This window comes from Kitasatospora sp. NPDC056446, assembly GCF_042796115.1.
GTDB lineage: Bacteria > Actinomycetota > Actinomycetes > Streptomycetales > Streptomycetaceae > Kitasatospora.
In genome coordinates, this window is sequence record NZ_JBHTRF010000053.1 from 20,809 (window position 1) to 37,512 (window position 16,704).

The following is a 16,704-nucleotide window of genomic DNA, read 5'->3' on the forward strand; positions in this document are numbered from 1 at the left end:
CCGGGCAGCACCGTATCGGTGGAGCTCACTCGGCCTCTCCCCCTCCGGCCCGGGGCCTCGCGCCCCGGCCACGGACCACCGGCCGCGCACCTCTCGGCCGTACGCGCTGGCCTGGCGCCCCGTCAGGACGGTGGCCCAGGGGGTGGGCGGCCTGTCGGCCGCCGCACCGTACCGATGCTCCCAAAATGGACCCTACACCAATTCCGTCACTCAATGACACGCACACTCAACTTAGAGTAATGGCGCGGGAGTAGCGGAATGTCCCCGATTCCGACGGATCGGCCCGGTTGGCGGCGGCGCGCGGGCGGGGGCTCACGCGGCGCGCACGGGAGCACGCGGCGGCGCCCCGCCCTCGGGCCGACCGCGCCGACGGCGGTCCGGGCCCGGCGGCGGGGCCGGTTCTCAGCGGCCCGGCGGGGCCGGATCGTGTGGGAACAGCCGCAACCGGTGCGCCAGCGCGGCCGCCTCGCCCCGGCCGCCGACCGCGAGCTTGCCCAGGATGTTGGAGACGTGCACGCTTGCGGTCTTCGGAGAGATGTACAGCTCCTCGGCGATCTGCCGGTTGGTCCAGCCGCGCGCGAGCAACCGGAGCACGTCCCGCTCACGGGGGGTGAGGTTGAAGGAGTCCCCGGCGGTCGCGGCCGGCACGGGCCCGGCCGCCGTCCGCTCGGCGGGCGCCAGGCTCAGCCCGGCCCGCTCGGCCAGGCCCTCGACCTGCGCCCCGAGCGTCCGGTCCTTGCGGACCGCCGCCAGTGCGGCGGCCTCGCGCAGCAGTTCGGCCGCGGCCTCGCGCCGCCCGGCCCGCACCTCGGCCTCGCCGGCCCGCAGCAGGGCGACCGCCAGCGGGTACGGCAGGCCGGTCGGCCGCAGCGCCTCGACGGCGGCGGCCCACTGCGCGGGGGTGTCGGCGCCCTCGGCGCGGGCCAGTTCGGCCTCCAGCAGCCGGGACCAGCCGTGGTGCAGCGGGGCCCGGGGCCGCAGCGCGGCGGCGGCCGCGCTGATCGCGGCCAGTGCCGCGGGGCGGCCCGCCTCGGCCTCCGGCAGGCCCCGGGTGTCCGCCTCCACCGCGGCGGCCTCGGCCAGCAGCGGGTAGACATTGGCCTCGTAGCCGAGCCGCCCGTCCTCGGTCAGCGCGGCGAGCAGTTCGGCCCGGGCCTCCAACGGCCGGCCGCCGAGCGCGGCGACCCGCACCGCCAGCCGGCTGATCGGCACCCCGTGCTGGACCTGGCCGACCCGGTTGGCCGCCCGGGCCCGGGCCAGCATGGTCGCCGCGGTGGGCAGGTCCCCCCGGAGCAGGGCGAGTTCGCCGCGCATCCGGTCCAGGAACTCGGCGTGGGTGCCGCTGAGGCTGCCCAGCTCGCAGGCGGCGAGCACCTCGGCCGCCTCCTCGACCCGTCCGAGGTCGGTGAGCGCCTCCACCAGGTTGCCGGTCAGGATGGTGCCGATGTTGCGCAGCAGGCCGTTGCCGTCCGCGAACTCCAGGCCCTCGCGGGCCAGCCGGACCGCGTCCTCGGGCCGGCCCAGCCCGCGCTGCAGGCTGGAGAGGTTGTTGATGCCGCGCAGCAGCAGGTCGGGCACGCCCAGCCGGCGGGCCCGCTCGACCGCCCCGACCAGTTCGGCCAGCCCGCCCTCGGCGTCGCCCTGGACGTCGTAGCGCAGGCCGCCGAGGGTCATCCGGGCGTGCACCTCGACCGAGTGCGCGCCGACCTCCGCGGCGATCCGGATCGCCCGCTCGGCGAGTTCGAGGTGCTCGGGCCCGGGCTTCTTGAGCATCGCCGAGCCGGCGCCGAGCGCCAGCACCTCGGCCTGGACGGCGGACGGCGGCAGCGGCTCCACCAGGCGCAGCGCGTGGCCGATCTCCTCCTCGTCGCCGGAGCGGCGCAGGCTGCCCAGCATCCGGGCCCGGTTGATCCGGAACCAGGCCGCGCGCACCGGGTGCACCGTCTCGTCGACCAGCCGCAGCCCGCGCTTGGCCAGGCTCAGGCCGCGCTCGCGGTCGCCGCAGCGGCGGGCCGCGACCACCGCCTCGGCCAGCACGTCCTCCAGCTGGATCCGGTCGCAGTCCTCGTCGGCGGCGCTGCTGTCGCAGGAGCCGGGCGGGTAGGTCTCGGCCCAGTCGTACGGGCGCAGGGTGTGCGCCAGCACCTCCTCGGAGACCATGTCCCACAGCTCCAGGGCGCGTTCCAGCATGCCCAGCTGCTCGGCGAAGGCGTTGCGGCGCCGGGCCGCGCGGGCGGCGTCCAGGGCGGTCGGCAGGGCGCGGGCCGGGTCGTGCGCGTGGTACCAGTAGTTGGCCAGCCGGGCGGCCAGCGCGTCGGAGGAGACCAGCTGCGGCTGGGCCTCCACGGCGAGGGCGAACTTGCGGTTGATCCGGTGCCGTTCGCCGGGCAGCAGGTCGTCGGAGACGGCCTCGCGGACCAGCGCGTGCCGGAACCGGTAGCCCTCGCCCTCGCTGTCCGGGCGCAGGATGTTGGCGCCGACGGCCGAGCGCAGCGCCTCGATCAGCGCCTCCTCGTCGTCGTCGAGGACGGCGGCGAGCAGGGCGTGTTCGACGTGCGAGCCGCCCTCGGCGGCGATCCGCACCACCCGCTGGGCCTCCTCGTCCAGGCCCTCGACCCGTACCAGCAGGATGTCCCGCAGCGAGTCGGTCAGTCCGGCGCCGCAGCCGTCGTCGAAGGCGGTGGCCAGTTCCTCGACGAAGAACGGGTTGCCCTCCGAGCGGCGGTGGATCCGGTCCACCAGTTGGCCGTCGGGGTCGGTGATGCCGAGGATGCCGGCCAGCTGGGCGGCCACCTCGCGGCGGACGAACCGGGCCAGTTCCAACCGCTGGACGGTGCGCAGCCGTTCGAGCTCGGCGAGGAAGGGCCGCAGCGGGTGCCGGCGGTGCAGGTCGTCGGTGCGGTAGGTGGCGACCAGCAGCACCCGGGAGCGGTGCAGGGTGCGCACCAGGAAGGCCAGCAGTTCGCGGGTGGAGCGGTCGGACCAGTGCAGGTCCTCGACGGCGAGCACGAGGGTACGTTCCGCGCCGAGCCGTTCGAACAACCTCGCGGTGTGCTCGAACAGCCGGGCCCGGCCGTACTCGTCGTTGGGTTCGCCGTCGGCCTCGCCGAACTCGGAGAGCAGCCGCGCGAGATGGCCTTCGCTGCCGGCCGCGGCGGCCTCGAACTCGGGGCCCAGCGAGCGGTGCAGCCGGCGCAGCGCGGCGGCCAGCGGCGCGTACGGCAGGCCCTCGGCTCCGACCTCCGGACAGCTGCCGAGGGAGGTGAGCGCTCCCCGGTCGGCGGCGCGCTGCAGGAACTCCTCCAGCAGCCGGGTCTTGCCGACGCCGGCCTCGCCGCCGATCAGCACGGCCTGCGGACTGCCGGTCCCGGCCCGGCGCAGCGCGTCGGTCAGTTCGGTGATCTCGCTGCCACGGCCGACGAAGACGGGGCTGACCGATATCTGCTGCATGGAGGCGAGCATGCCATAGCCGGAGGGGACCGGCCGAGGGGATATCTCCCCTGGCGAACGCCCGGAGGGGGAGACGCTCACTCGCAGCGTCTCCCCCTCCACGGCTCCCTCGGCACCGTCGTGGTGCCGCACCGTCAGCATTCGGTCTGGCGGACGGGGCGCCGCTGGAAGCGGGAGGCCACCGGACGCCGGCGCAGGCGGCGGGCCTCCTTGGCCTCGCGCACCAGGCGCTCGTGCTCGGCCTGGGCCACGAGCTCGTGGGCCTGTTGCTGGAAGGTCTGGTACTCGATCATCTTCGGTTCCCCCTGTGGGTTTCGCTGCTTCCTGCTGACAAGTAAGAGCTTCCTCTCCCAGTGGGGGGTGCCACATCGGGAGCGTGCCCGATCTTCCGGGGCCCGGAGGGCTTAGATCGGGTGCCGGAAACGACTCAAGGCCCGGTCTCACCCCGATATGGGGGTGAGACCGGGCCTTAGGCCTTACTTAGAGGGCCTTAGATGCCTTAGTTGCCTTAGGAAGGCAGGCTTGACAGCTCAGGCGCCCTGGGAACGGACCACTCAGGCGGAGACGCCGAGCCGCTCCAGGATCAGGTCCTTGACGCGGGCGGCGTCGGCCTGGCCGCGGGTGGCCTTCATGACCGCGCCGACCAGCGCGCCCACCGCGGCGACCTTGCCGTCACGGATCTTGGCGGCGATCGCCTCGTTCTCCGCGATGGCCTGGTCGACGGCCGCGCCGAGCGCGGAGTCGTCCGAGACGACGGCCAGACCGCGCTTCTCGACGACCTCGTCCGGCTCGCCCTCGCCGGCCAGCACGGCCTCGATGACCTGGCGGGCCAGCTTGTCGTTCAGCTTGCCCTCGGCGACCAGCGCGGCGACCCGGGCGACCTGCGCCGGGGTGATCGGCTGCTCGCTCAGCTCGGTGCCGGTCTCGTTGGCGCGGCGGGCCAGCTCGCCCATCCACCACTTGCGGGCCTGGTCGGCCGGGGCGCCGGCCGCGATGGTCTCCTGGATCGGCTCCACCGCACCGGCGTTGAGCACCGACTGCATGTCCTTGTCGGACAGGCCCCACTCGGCCTGCAGCCGGGCACGGTACACCCGCGGCAGCTCGGGCAGGGCGGCGCGCAGCTCCTCGACCCACGCACGGGCGGGGGCGATCGGCACCAGGTCCGGCTCGGGGAAGTAGCGGTAGTCCTCGGCGTTGTCCTTGATCCGGCCCGAGGTCGTGGAGCCGTCCTCCTCGTGGAAGTGACGGGTCTCCTGGACGATGGTGCCGCCGTCGGTCAGCACGGTGGCGTGCCGCTGGATCTCGAAGCGGGCCGCCCGCTCGACGCTGCGCAGCGAGTTGACGTTCTTGGTCTCCGAGCGGGTGCCGAACTTCTCGGTGCCGTTCGGGCGCAGCGACAGGTTGACGTCGCAGCGCATCTGGCCCTTGTCCATGCGCGCCTCGGAGACGCCCAGCGACTTGATGACCTCGCGCAGCTCGGCGACGTACGCCTTGGCGACCTCGGGGGCGCGCTCGCCCGCACCCTCGATCGGCTTGGTGACGATCTCGATCAGCGGGATGCCGGCCCGGTTGTAGTCGAGCAGCGAGTGGGTGGCGCCGTGGATGCGGCCGGTGGCCCCGCCGACGTGGCTGGACTTGCCGGTGTCCTCTTCCATGTGGGCGCGCTCGATCTCCACCCGGAAGGTCGAGCCGTCCTCCAGCTGCACGTCGAGGTAGCCGTCGAAGGCGATCGGCTCGTCGTACTGCGAGGTCTGGAAGTTCTTGGGCATGTCCGGGTAGAAGTAGTTCTTCCGCGCGAACCGGCACCACTCGGCGATCGAGCAGTTCAGCGCCAGGCCGATCTTGACGGCCGACTCGACGCCGATGGCGTTGACGACCGGCAGCGAGCCGGGCAGGCCCAGGCAGGTCGGGCAGGTCTGGCTGTTCGGCTCCGCGCCCAGCTCGGTCGAGCAGCCGCAGAACATCTTGGTCTTGGTACCCAGCTCGACGTGGACCTCAAGGCCCATCACCGGGTCGTACGACGCCAGAGCGTCGTTGTAGGACACCAGGTTCATGGTGCTCACAGGAATCCCTTCGTATTCAGTGCGTCTTCGGTGTCCGCAAGCCATCGTTGGTACGACGGCAGCTGGGAGAGAAGCTCAAGGTCGATGTGTCGGGCCAGTAGTTCCATGCTGTCGTCGAGGACTCCGCCGTGTCCGGTGCCGGCGATCTCCTGCCAGACCCGCTTCGCGTAGGCCGGTCGATCAGGGCTGTTGTGCGCCTTCTCCACCGAGGCCGGGGTCTTGTACGGGTAGGCGGCCAGGTTCGCGCCCGCGATCGAGCGGCGGATCGCCTCCCGGTCGGCCAGCATCCACGACTCGGTCATCCGGACCGGGACGAGCGCCACCGGCTCGGCGGCCTTCGTCCCCCGGGCCTGCTCGCGGAGCCGCGCGGTCAGTTTCTCGGCGGTACCGCGTTCCTTCTCGTCGCTGTGCACGAAGATCAGGTGGCACTCGCGCGCCAGCTCCCAGGCGGCCTCGGCCACCTCTTCGGCAGTGCCCGAGCCGGTGATCATACGGTCGGCGAGCTCGCACGGGTGCACCGTCACCGGGCCCGGTGCCCTGGCCAGCAGCAGGTCGTCCAGCTGCCGGGTGATCAGGGTACTAAGGAACGGCGCGTCGCTCACTCCCTCCACGACCAGCCCGGGGTGCAGCGGCCGGTAGCCCTTCACGCGGCGCCCCGTTCCAGCCTACGCAGCAGCCGGTCCACTGCCTGCGGGGTGGTGGAGCCGCCCGGTTCCGCGTCCGGGTCCCGGGGCCGCAGCGGGCGCGCGGTCGTGACCCGTGAGACCGCCCGCCGCTCCGGATCGATGTGGTTCGCCTGGTCCAGGAAGACCACGCTGCCGGAGAGGTCAGTGCGCAGCGCGGCCAGCAGGGCGGGCGAGTGGGTGGTGACCAACAGCTGGCCCGGTGCGGTCAGCGCCGGGGCCGGCAGTCCGGCGTCCCGGCCGAGCCGGCGGACCAGGTCGGCCACCTGGGAGAGGTGCATGCCGTTCTCGATCTCCTCGACGGCGAGCACCCCGGGCCGCTCCCGGTCCCAGTAGGCGGCCAGCAGGGCGAGGGCGCGCAGGGTGCCGTCCGACAGCGAGGCCGGCGAGACCCAGCCGGTGTGCTGGAACTCGACCTCGAAGTCGTACTCGCCCCTGGTCCGGACGACCTCCGTACGAATGTCCCGGACACCGGGCACGAGTGCGGCGAGATCGGCCACCAGCCGGGTGAAGCGCTCGGGATCGGTGGCGCCGATCCGGTCCAGGACGACCGCGAGGTTGCCGCCGTGCGGCTCCAGCGGGCCGTCCGCCTCGGGGCGGCCGAGCTCCCGCAGGGCCCCGGGTTCGAGGATGTACGGCTGCCAGGCCGCGGTCTCGCGGGCGACCAGACCGAGGAGTTCCAGGGTGCCGGCCGCCTCGCTGTGCAGGCCGAAGAGCTCGTCGTCCTCGGTCACGGTCGGGTCGCCGAGGATCGGGCCGCCGATCGTGGCCGCCCGGGTGCCGGTCCTGGCCGTGAAGGCGTCGCGGGCCCGGACGATGTCGACCCGCAGTGCGTCGGAGTAGCCGAGCCGGTCCATCCAGTCGGTGTTCTCCAACCGGCTCACCCAGACGCGGCTCTGGCCGCGGACCAGCGCGGCCCGGTGGGGTGCCCCCGGCCGGGAGCCGGACCGGTCCAGCCGTACTTCCACCCGCAGCCGGACCGGCAGCGGGCCATCGGCCGAGGCCACCACGGCTCCCACGGTGATCCGGAACGAGTCCCGCAGCGGGGCCCGCTCGGCGCCGCCCCGGTGGAAGAGGTCACGGACGGCCAGCCGCCGGTCGCCGGCCGCTGCGGCGTCGAAGCCGTGGTGGACCGTTCCCGACACCAGCCGCAGCGCGTCGAACAGGTTCGACTTGCCGGCGCCGTTGACGCCCAGGAGCACGGTGACTGGATGCACATCGAGCTCGAAGCCGACGAACGACTTGAACCCGTCGATGCGAATCTGGGTGATCATCTCCTACTCCTGTCCTTCCCCGTGGGCACAGCGGGCCCGGGCCGTCAGCCCGGGCCCGCCACGGCCGCTAGCCCAGCAGCACGTCGTCGGAGCCCAGCCGGCGCAGCTCGCGCACCAGCAGGGCGGTGCCGGTGACCAGCGCGGCGGCGCCGACCAGGGCGTTCACCAGCTTGAGGGTGTCGCTCTCCTCGCGGGCCTTGCGGACGTCCTTGGCGACCGAGATCGCGCCGAAGGCGCTGGTGCCGATGGACAGCCACAGACCGGGCCGGGAGTGCTTGAAGCCCTTGAGGGAGCTCGGGGCCTTGGCCTTCTCGATCCTGCTCACAGTGCCGGTGCCTCCTCCAGCAGGGTGTGCCCCCACTTGTCGTTGAGTGCGGCCTCGACGGCGCCGCCCACGCGGTACAGGCGGTCGTCCGCCATCGCGGGCGCGATGATCTGCAGGCCGACCGGGAGATTGTCCTCCGACGCCAGGCCGACCGGCAGCGACATGGCCGCGTTGCCCGCCAGGTTCGACGGAATCGTGCACAGGTCGGCCAGGTACATCGCCATCGGGTCGTCGGCGCGCTCGCCGATCGGGAAGGCGGTGGTCGGCGTGGTCGGCGAGACCAGGACGTCCACGCCGGCGAACGCGGCGTCGAAGTCCCGCGAGATGAGCGTGCGGACCTTCTGGGCCGAGCCGTAGTAGGCGTCGTAGTAGCCCGAGGACAGCGCGTAGGTGCCCAGGATGATGCGGCGCTTGACCTCGTCGCCGAAGCCGGCCTCACGGGTCAGCGCGGTGACCTCCTCGGCCGAGCGGCTGCCGTCGTCGCCGACCCGCAGGCCGTAGCGCATCGCGTCGAAGCGGGCCAGGTTGGAGGAGCACTCGCTCGGCGCGATCAGGTAGTACGCCGGCAGCGCCAGGGTGAACGACGGGCAGGAGACCTCGACGACCTCGGCGCCCAGCTCGCGCAGCAGCTCCACCGACTCGTCGAAGCGCTGCATCACGCCGGCCTGGTAGCCCTCGCCGGCGAACTCCTTGACGACGCCGATCCGCATGCCGCGGACGTCGCGCATCCGCGCGGCCTCGACCACGGCCGGGACCGGCGCGTCGATCGAGGTCGAGTCCAGCGGGTCGTGGCCGGCGATGGCCTCGTGCAGCAGCGCCGCGTCCAGCACGGTGCGGGCGCACGGGCCGCCCTGGTCCAGGCTGCTGGAGAACGCCACCAGGCCGTAGCGGGACACCGAGCCGTAGGTCGGCTTGACGCCGACGGTGCCGGTGACGGCGCCGGGCTGGCGGATCGAGCCGCCGGTGTCGGTGCCGATCGCCAGCGGGGCCTCGAAGGCGGCCAGCGCGGCGGCCGAACCGCCGCCGGAGCCGCCCGGGATGCGGGTGAGGTCCCACGGGTTGCCGGTCGGGCCGTAGGCGGAGTTCTCGGTGGAGGAGCCCATCGCGAACTCGTCCATGTTGGTCTTGCCGAGGATGACGACGCCGGCGTCCTTGAGACGGCCGGTCACCGTGGCGTCGTACGGCGGGATCCAGCCCTCGAGCATCTTGGATCCGCAGGTGGTCGGGACGCCCTTGGTGGTGAAGACGTCCTTCAGCGCGAGCGGGACGCCGGCCAGCGGGCCCAGCTCCTCGCCCTTGGCGCGCTTCTCGTCGACGGCCCTGGCCGCGGCCAGCGCGCCCTCGGTGTCGACGTGCAGGAAGGCGTTGACCTTCTTGTCGACGGCGTCGATGCGGTCCAGGTGCGCCTGCGCGACCTCGACGGCGGACACCTCGCCCTTGGCGATGGCGGCGGCCGTCTCGGCGGCGGTGTACTTGATCAGCTCGGTCATCTCGGTCAGTCCTCCCCGAGGATCTGCGGCACACGGAAACGCTGCTCCTCGGCGGCGGGGGCGCCGGACAGCGCCTCCTCCGGAGTGAGCGACGGCCGGACCTCGTCCGCGCGCATGACGTTGGTCAGCGGCAGCGGGTGGGAGGTCGGCGGGACGTCCTGTCCGGCGACCTCGGAAACGCGGGCGACCGCGCCGATGATCACGTCGAGCTGCTCGGCGAAGTGGTCCAGCTCTTCGGGCTTCAGCTCAAGACGCGACAGCCGGGCGAGGTGGGCGACCTCCTCGCGCGTGATGCCAGGCATGCAGCGATCCTCAGGGTGAGTTCTGGTGAGGCCCGGCGGTGCCTTGCGGGCGGTGCCGGGCCCGGGCAGGAGCAGCCGGGTTCGGCGCTCCGTCCTCGTGGTCTTTGGCCCCATCCTATGGGGCCCGGCCCGGCCACCGGCCAACGAGTGAGCCGGGGCGCCCGTCACTCCCCCGCCGGTGACCGGCCGTCGCTCCCCCGGTGCCCTCGGCCGCGCGGCCCGCCGCGCCTCCCGGCGTGCCCCCCGCCGCGCCTCCCCGCGCCCTGGGCTACTGCGGCCGGTAGCGCGCCCAACTCTGCGGGCCCGGCGCCTTGATCTCCATCTGGGCGGCGGCCTGCGCCGCCTGGACCACCGGCGGCAGCACGGAGGGCCGCACCGGCGGCAGCGCCGGGGGCAGGACGGGCGGGAGCGACGGCGGCAGCACCGGCGGGGCGGCCTGCTGGCCGATCGGCCTGGGCGGCTGGGCCGGTCGGAACCCGGCGCGCAGCGGGGGCGACGCGCCCAGCCGCTCCACCGGCGGGGCGCCGGTGCGGTGCACCCGCAGCCAGGCGGTGGCCTGCTCGGCGGGCAGGGCGGCCGAGACCAGCCAGCCCTGGACGGCGTCCACGCCCATGCAGTGCAGCCGCTCCCAGGTCTCGTCGTCCTCGACGCCCTCGGCGACGACCGTCAGGCCCAGCGAGTGGGCGAGCTCCACCGAGCAGCGGACCACGGCCGCGTCGTGGTCGTCGGCGACCATCCGGGAGACGAAGGAGCGGTCGATCTTCAGCTCGCCGACCGGCAGGCTGCGCAGCCGCACCAGCGAGGAGTGGCCGGTGCCGAAGTCGTCCAGGGACATCCCCACGCCGTAGCCGCGCAGCTCGGCGAGGGTGTCGGCGGCCCGCCGGGAGTCGTCCAGCAGCAGCCGCTCGGTGATCTCCAGCTGGAGCGCGTGGGCCGGCACCTGGTGGCGTACGAGGTGGCCGGCGACCCGCTGGGCGAACCCGGGGTTGAGCACGTCGCGCGGCGAGACGTTGACCGCGACCTGCACCTGGAGGCCCTGGTCGCGCCAGTACGCGAGCTGGCCGACCGCCGCCTCCAGCACGTAGTCGGTGAGCCGGGGCATCAGGCCGCTGGACTCGGCGAGCCCGACGAACTCGTCCGGCGAGACCCGGCCCTGGCCGGGGCGGTCCCAGCGCAGCAGTGCCTCCAGGCCCACCACCCGGCCGTCGAAGGCGACCTTCGGCTGGTAGTGCAGCTCCACCTCGCCGGTCTCCAGGGCCCGCCGCAGGTCCCCGAGCAGCCCGATCCGGTACGGGGTGTCGGCGTCCTGGGTCTCGTCGTACTGGGCGACGCCGCTGCATCCCTCCTGGGCGTGGCCCATCGCGACATCGGCCCGGCGCAGCAGCGACTCGGCGTCCTGGGCGTGCTGCGGGTAGACGCAGACGCCGGCGCTGGCCTCCAGGACGAGCAGCAGCCCGTCCAGCCGGATCGGGGCGGCCAGTTCGGCGATCAGCGCCTTGGCGACCCGCTCCAGGCTGTCCGGGCAGTTGATGCCGGGCAGCAGGACGGCGAACTCGTCGCCGCCCATCCGGGCCACCATCGGGCGGCCGCGCCGGTAGTGCCGGGGCAGCCCGGCGAAGACGTCGTCGATGGACTCCCGGGTCGCGCTGCCGGCCGGGCCGCCGGAGCGCAGGGCCCGGTGCAGTCGGCGGGCGATGTGAACCAGCAGACGGTCACCGGCCGTATGACCAAGTGTGTCATTGAGTGATCGGAAGCGGTCGAGGTCAAGCAGGATGAGACCGATGCTGTAGCCGTGATCACACTCCGCGATCGCCTCCTGGGCGGCCAGCAGCAGGGCCTGACGATTGGGCAGGTCCGTCAGCGGGTCGGTCAGTTGGTCGCGGGCGCGGTCCCGGGCGATCCGCCAGGCCGCCACCAGCACGGCCAGGGGCACCGCGAACAGCGGCAGCAGCTCGGGTTCGTACCGGTAGACCAGGACGGCCAGCGGGATGAGCGGCGCGGCTCCGGCCAGCAGCACGCCGAGCAGCAGGACCGCACCTGCCACCCCCTGCGGCGGGCGTGTGGGCGCACCGCCGGTCGTACGATCCATAAGCCCTGTCCTCCGTCGGGCCCGCCCCGTCAGGCCGCCTTACGGTGAGGCACCGTGCCGGTACCGACAGCTGCCGGGCATGGAGCGACCCCGAGGAGCCCCGGCTCAGCCGGTGCCCCCACCCCTGCTGACACTCTGTTGCGCTCCAGGGTATGCCGGGGTCCACCCGGTGGGCAGACTTTCGGACAACCGGAAACGCGCCACCGCGCCCGGGTGTCGCACAGTGACACAATGCCCGCTATCGCCGCACGGCACCCGGTGACGTTGCATCAGGACGATAACAACACGGATTCGGCCACCCGCCGCTCGGGTCGGCCCCAGATCACTCCCCCGCGGGCGCCTCCACCGGCTCGGCGGCCTCCTCGGGCTCCGGAAGCCCCAGGTGGGCACGGGCGGCGGCCGGGCCGTCGGCCAGCAGGACGGCGAAGCCCGCGTCGTCCAGGACGGGCAGTCCGAGCTGAACGGCCTTGTCGAACTTGGACCCCGGGTTGTCACCCGCGACCACGAAATCGGTCTTCTTCGAAACCGAACCGGTCACCTTCGCTCCGCGCGAGGTCAGCGCCTCCTTGGCGCCGTCCCGGGTGTGGCCGGCCAGGGTGCCCGTCACCACCACCGTCAGGCCCTCCAGCGGGCGCTCCGCCTCCTCCTCGTCCGCGAACTCCTCGGTGAAGCGGACCCCGGCGGCGCGCCACTTCTCCAGGATGTCGCGGTGCCACTGCTCCTGGTACCACTCGACCACCGACCGGGCGATGATCGGCCCGACCCCCTCGACCGCGGCCAGCTCCTCCTCGGTGGCCGAGAAGATCCGGTCCAGGTCACGGAACTCCCGGGCCAGCTCCTGGGCCGCGACCGGCCCCACGTGCCGGATCGAGAGCCCGTTGAGGAACCGCCACAGCGGCCGGTCCTTCACCCTCTCCAGGTTCTCCAGCAGCAGTCCGGCGGTCTTCTTGGGCTCGCCCTTCTGGTTGGCGAAGAACGTGGCCTTCTTCTCCTTGCCCGTCCGGTCGTCCAGCTTGGGCATGCCGGTCTTCTGGTCGCGCACCAGGACCTCGATCGGCAGCAGCTGCTCCATCGTCAGCCCGAAGATGTCGCCCTCGTCCCTCACCGGCGCCTCGGCCGGCTCCAGCGGCTGGGTCAGCGCCGTCGCCGCGACGTAGCCGAGGCCCTCGACGTCCAACGAGGAACGGCCGCCCAGGAAGGCGATCCGCTCGCGGATCTGGGCCGGGCAGAACTGGGCGTTCGGGCAGCGCAGATCGATGTCGCCCTCGGCCATCGGACGCAGCTCGGCCCCGCACTCGTGGCAGTGCGAGGGCATCACGAACTCCCGCTCGGTGCCGTCCCGGAGGTCCTCCACCGGCCCGAGGATCTCCGGGATGACGTCACCGGCCTTGCGCAGCACGATCGTGTCGCCCAGCAGCACGCCCTTGGCCTTGACGACCTCCTGGTTGTGCAGCGTCGCGTACTGCACCATCGAACCGGCCACCTTCACCGGCTCGGCCAGCACCGCGTACGGGGTGGCCCGGCCCGTCCGGCCGATGCCGACCTTGATCTCGGCGAGCCTGCCGGTGACCTCCTCCGGCGGGTACTTCCAGGCGATCGCCCAGCGCGGGGACTTGGAGGTCGCGCCGAGCCGGCCCTGGAGGGCGATCTCGTCGACCTTGACCACCACGCCGTCGATCTCGTGCTCGACCGAGTGCCGCTGCTCGCCGAAGTGCCGGATGAACTCCCGCACCTCGTCCAGCGTCCCCACCACCCGGTTGTGCCGGGCGGTGGGCAGGCCCCAGTCGTGCAGCAGCCGGTACGCGTGCGACTGGTCGTCGATGTCGAAGCCGACCCGGGCGCCGATGCCGTGCACCACCATGTGCAGCGGGCGCGAGGCCGTGACGTGCGGGTCCTTCTGGCGCAGCGAACCGGCGGCGGCGTTGCGGGGGTTCATGAACAGCCGGATCAGCGCCCGGGGCCGCTTGCCCTCCTTCGCGCGCTCCTCGTTCTCCCGGCGGCGCAGCTCGTTCTCCGCCACGAACGAGGCGTTGAGCGCCTCGAAGGCCTCCGTCGGGAAGTAGACCTCGCCGCGGATCTCCACCAGCTCGGGGACGTCATCGCCCTTGAGCCGGTGCGGGATCTCCTTGATGGTGCGGACGTTCGCGGTGATGTCCTCGCCGACCCGGCCGTCGCCGCGCGTCGCCGCCTGCACCAACTGGCCGTTCTCGTAGGTGAGGTTGACGGCCAGGCCGTCCACCTTGAGCTCGCACAGGTAGTGGTAGTCGATGCCGTCCAGCTCGCCGGCCACCCGCTCGGCCCAGGCGGCGAGCTCGTCGTCGTCCATCGCGTTGTCGAGGCTGAGGAGGCGCTCGCGGTGCTCGACCTCGGCGAACAGCCCGGTCGGGGCGCCGCCGACCCGCTGCGTCGGCGAGTCGGGGGTGACCAGGGCCGGGTGCTCGGCCTCCACCGCCTCCAGCTCGCGCATCAGGCCGTCGAACTCGGCGTCGCTGACGACCGGGGCGTCCTGCTCGTAGTACCGGACCCGGTGGTCGGTGATCTCCTGCGCCAGCTCGGCGTGCCGCCGGCGCACCTCCGCCGGGACGTCCTCCCAGCCCTCGACAGCCGTCACCGCAAGCCCTCCTACGTTCTCATTCCGGGTTGTCCACCAGGCTCTGCGCCGCCCGTACGCTCTGGGACAACGCCGTGCGCGCGTACGCCGGGGAGGCCCCGGACAGCCCGCAGGTCGGCGTCACCAGCACGCGGCGGCCCAGCAGATCCGGAGCGAACCCGAGCCTGCGCCACAAGGTCCTGACACCCTGGACACTACCGGCCGGGTCCGACATCCCCAGGTCAGTGGAGGGGACGACACCAGCGAGGATCGTCGTGCCCGCCTCCACGGCCTCGCCCAGGTCCTCGTCCGAACGCTCGGTGAGGAGCGAGAAGTCCAGCGAGACCCCGGCCACCCCGGCGCGGCGCAGCAGCGGCACCGGGACGTCCGGCGCGCAACAGTGCACGACGACGGGCGCGTCCAGGGCCCCGATGACGTTCCGCAGCACCTCCTCGGCGACCTGCCGGTCCACCGAGCGCAGCCGCTGGAAGCCGCTGGCGGTCCGCACCGAGCCCGCCAGGACGGCGGGCAGCGAGGGCTCGTCGAGCTGCAGCACGACCTCCGCGCCCGGGATCCGACCGCGGACGTCCGCGAGGTGGCGGCGCAGTCCCTCGGTGAGCGAGCCGGCGATGTCCCGGCAGGCGCCGCGGTCGGAGAGCGCCTTCTCGCCGTACTTCAGCTCGACGGCCGCCGCCAGCGTCCACGGGCCGACGGCCTGGACCTTCAGCGCGCCCCGGTAGCCCTGGGTGAACTCCTCCAGGGCGTCCAGGTCCTCGCCGAGCCAGGAGTGGGCGCGCCGGGTGTCCCGGCCGGGACGGTCGGTGAACCGCCAGCCGCTCGGCTCGGTCTGCGCGAACAGCTCGACCAGGAAGCCGGCGCCGCGCCCGATCATGTCGGCGCCCGGCCCGCGCGCGGGCAGCTCGGGCAGGAACGGCAGCTGCTCCAGCGCCCCGGTGGAGGTCCTGGCGGCCTCCCGGGCGTCGGTACCGGGCAGCGAGCCGACGCCGGTGGCGGCGCCGCGCAGGTCGGGGAAGGCATGTGGGGTGCTCACCCGCCCGAGCCTAGTGCGCGGCGGCCGCCGGGTCGGCGGGCCGGGGGCGCGGGGGCGCCGCCGGGGCGTTCTGCGGCCGGCGCGCTGCCGGGTCGGTCACTGACCGGGGCGGACCGTGATGTCGGTGATCTCCGCGTCCCGGGAGGCGTCCAGCGCGGCGAGGAGCGCCCGGGCGACGGACTCCGGCTCGATCCAGCGGCCGGCGTCGTACTCCTTGCCCTCCTGCTGGTGCACCTTGGCCTGCATCGCGGTCGCGGTGCGGCCCGGGTAGACCGAGGTGACCCGGACGCCGTTCGCGTGCTCCTCGTGGCGCAGCGAGTCGGCGAGCGCCTTCAGGCCGTGCTTGCTCGCCGCGTACGCCGACCACTCGGCGTGGGCGTTCAGCCCGGCACCGGAGTTCACGAAGACCACATGGCCCTTCGCCAGGCGGAGCGACGGCAGCAGCAGGCGGGTCAGCTCGGCCGGGGCGACCAGGTTGACGTTCAGCGTCTCCTGCCAGGCCTTCACCGGCAGTTCGCCGACCGTGCCCAGCTCGACCATGCCCGCGACGTGCAGCAGCGAGTCCAACTCGACGGGCATCGCCTGGTGCCCGAACGCCCAGGACAGCTTGCCCGGGTCGCCCAGGTCGCCGACCAGGGTCCGCGCCCCGGGGAAGCGCCCCCGCAGTTCGGCGGCCCGCCGGGCGTCGCGGGCCAGCAGCCAGAGGTCGTCGCCGCGCTCGGCGAGCTTCCCGGCCAGGACGGCGCCGATGCCCGAGCCGGCGCCGGTGATCAGATGTGCAGCCATGGGTCCGATCCTCTCAGGCCTTGAGCTGCGCGAACACCTCGGCGGGCGTGTCGGCGAAGGTCACCAGCTCGGCGAGCGGCCGGGGCAGGAAGCCCTCGGTGTCCATCCGCTCCAGCTGGGTCCGCAGGCCCGCGTAGAAGCCCTCGGTGTCCAGGAGCACCACCGGCTTCTCGAACATGCCGTGCTTCTTCAGCTCCAGCACCTCGGTCACCTCGTCCATCGTGCCGAGCCCGCCGACCAGCACCACGATCGCGTCCGCGCGGGCCGCCAGCTCGGCCTTGCGCTCGGCGAGGTCCGCCGTCATCACCAGCTCGTCGGCGCCGACGTACGCCTTGTGCTTCAGCATCTCGACCAGCACGCCGACCAGCCGCCCGCCGGCCGCCTTCACCTCGTCGGCGAGCAGGCCCATCAGCCCGGCGTTGGAGCCGCCCCAGACCAGGGTGTGCCCGCCCTCACCCAGGAGGCGCGCGAACTCGGCGGCGGGGGCGGAGTAACGGTCGTCGAGCGAGTACGCGGAGCAGAAGACGCAGATATTCATAGTGCCCCTGGTCTATCACGCGCCCGGACACCCGCTCACCGGCATTACGCGGGGCCACCGGCG

Annotated in this window: 13 protein-coding genes; all 13 read right to left on the reverse strand. The window is 73.3% G+C overall.

Annotated features, from left to right (window positions below):
- Positions 1-402 precede the first annotated feature (402 nt).
- The 13 genes from ACFQ6N_RS27760 to ACFQ6N_RS27820 all read right to left on the reverse strand — a co-directional run bounded on the left by ACFQ6N_RS27760 (position 403) and on the right by ACFQ6N_RS27820 (position 16,641).
- On the reverse strand, positions 403-3,450 hold the full coding sequence (locus tag ACFQ6N_RS27760; RefSeq protein ID WP_380654506.1) for an AAA family ATPase: 3,048 nt from the start codon (positions 3,448-3,450) through the stop codon (positions 403-405).
- 134 nt (positions 3,451-3,584) lie between these two features.
- Positions 3,585-3,743, reverse strand: coding sequence for a hypothetical protein (locus ACFQ6N_RS27765; protein ID WP_380654509.1), 159 nt, complete (start codon positions 3,741-3,743; stop codon positions 3,585-3,587).
- A gap of 261 nt (positions 3,744-4,004) precedes the next feature.
- A complete protein-coding gene (gene gatB, locus ACFQ6N_RS27770; RefSeq protein WP_380654610.1) occupies positions 4,005-5,504 on the reverse strand; it encodes an Asp-tRNA(Asn)/Glu-tRNA(Gln) amidotransferase subunit GatB in 1,500 nt (499 codons plus the stop codon).
- A 5-nt stretch (positions 5,505-5,509) separates the two neighbouring features.
- Positions 5,510-6,160, reverse strand: a complete 651-nt coding sequence (locus ACFQ6N_RS27775) for a hypothetical protein (protein ID WP_380654512.1) — start codon at positions 6,158-6,160, stop codon at positions 5,510-5,512.
- On the reverse strand, positions 6,157-7,470 hold the full coding sequence (locus ACFQ6N_RS27780; RefSeq protein WP_380654515.1) for an AAA family ATPase: 1,314 nt from the start codon (positions 7,468-7,470) through the stop codon (positions 6,157-6,159). Before ACFQ6N_RS27780 ends, ACFQ6N_RS27775 begins: the two co-directional genes overlap by 4 nt.
- A gap of 67 nt (positions 7,471-7,537) precedes the next feature.
- The gene (locus tag ACFQ6N_RS27785; protein ID WP_380654518.1) at positions 7,538-7,795 is read right to left on the reverse strand and encodes a hypothetical protein; all 258 of its coding nucleotides are present in this window, start codon (positions 7,793-7,795) and stop codon (positions 7,538-7,540) included.
- Positions 7,792-9,285, reverse strand: a complete 1,494-nt coding sequence (gatA, locus tag ACFQ6N_RS27790; RefSeq protein WP_380654521.1) for an Asp-tRNA(Asn)/Glu-tRNA(Gln) amidotransferase subunit GatA — start codon at positions 9,283-9,285, stop codon at positions 7,792-7,794. The genes ACFQ6N_RS27785 and gatA overlap by 4 nt, the downstream gene beginning before the upstream one ends.
- 5 nt (positions 9,286-9,290) lie before the next feature.
- On the reverse strand, positions 9,291-9,587 hold the full coding sequence (gene gatC / locus ACFQ6N_RS27795) for an Asp-tRNA(Asn)/Glu-tRNA(Gln) amidotransferase subunit GatC (protein ID WP_380654524.1): 297 nt from the start codon (positions 9,585-9,587) through the stop codon (positions 9,291-9,293).
- Positions 9,588-9,855: 268 nt separating this feature from the next.
- A complete protein-coding gene (locus tag ACFQ6N_RS27800) occupies positions 9,856-11,676 on the reverse strand; it encodes a putative bifunctional diguanylate cyclase/phosphodiesterase (protein ID WP_380654527.1) in 1,821 nt (606 codons plus the stop codon).
- A gap of 322 nt (positions 11,677-11,998) precedes the next feature.
- Complete coding sequence (gene ligA, locus ACFQ6N_RS27805) at positions 11,999-14,287, reverse strand: NAD-dependent DNA ligase LigA (RefSeq protein WP_380654530.1); 2,289 nt, start codon at positions 14,285-14,287, stop codon at positions 11,999-12,001.
- A gap of 19 nt (positions 14,288-14,306) precedes the next feature.
- Positions 14,307-15,317, reverse strand: a complete 1,011-nt coding sequence (locus ACFQ6N_RS27810) for a methionine synthase (protein ID WP_380654533.1) — start codon at positions 15,315-15,317, stop codon at positions 14,307-14,309.
- 96 nt (positions 15,318-15,413) lie between these two features.
- Positions 15,414-16,103: an SDR family oxidoreductase gene (locus ACFQ6N_RS27815; protein ID WP_380654536.1), complete on the reverse strand. Its 690-nt coding sequence runs from the start codon at positions 16,101-16,103 to the stop codon at positions 15,414-15,416.
- A 13-nt stretch (positions 16,104-16,116) separates the two neighbouring features.
- Positions 16,117-16,641, reverse strand: coding sequence for a TIGR00730 family Rossman fold protein (locus ACFQ6N_RS27820; RefSeq protein ID WP_380654539.1), 525 nt, complete (start codon positions 16,639-16,641; stop codon positions 16,117-16,119).
- Positions 16,642-16,704: the final 63 nt, after the last annotated feature.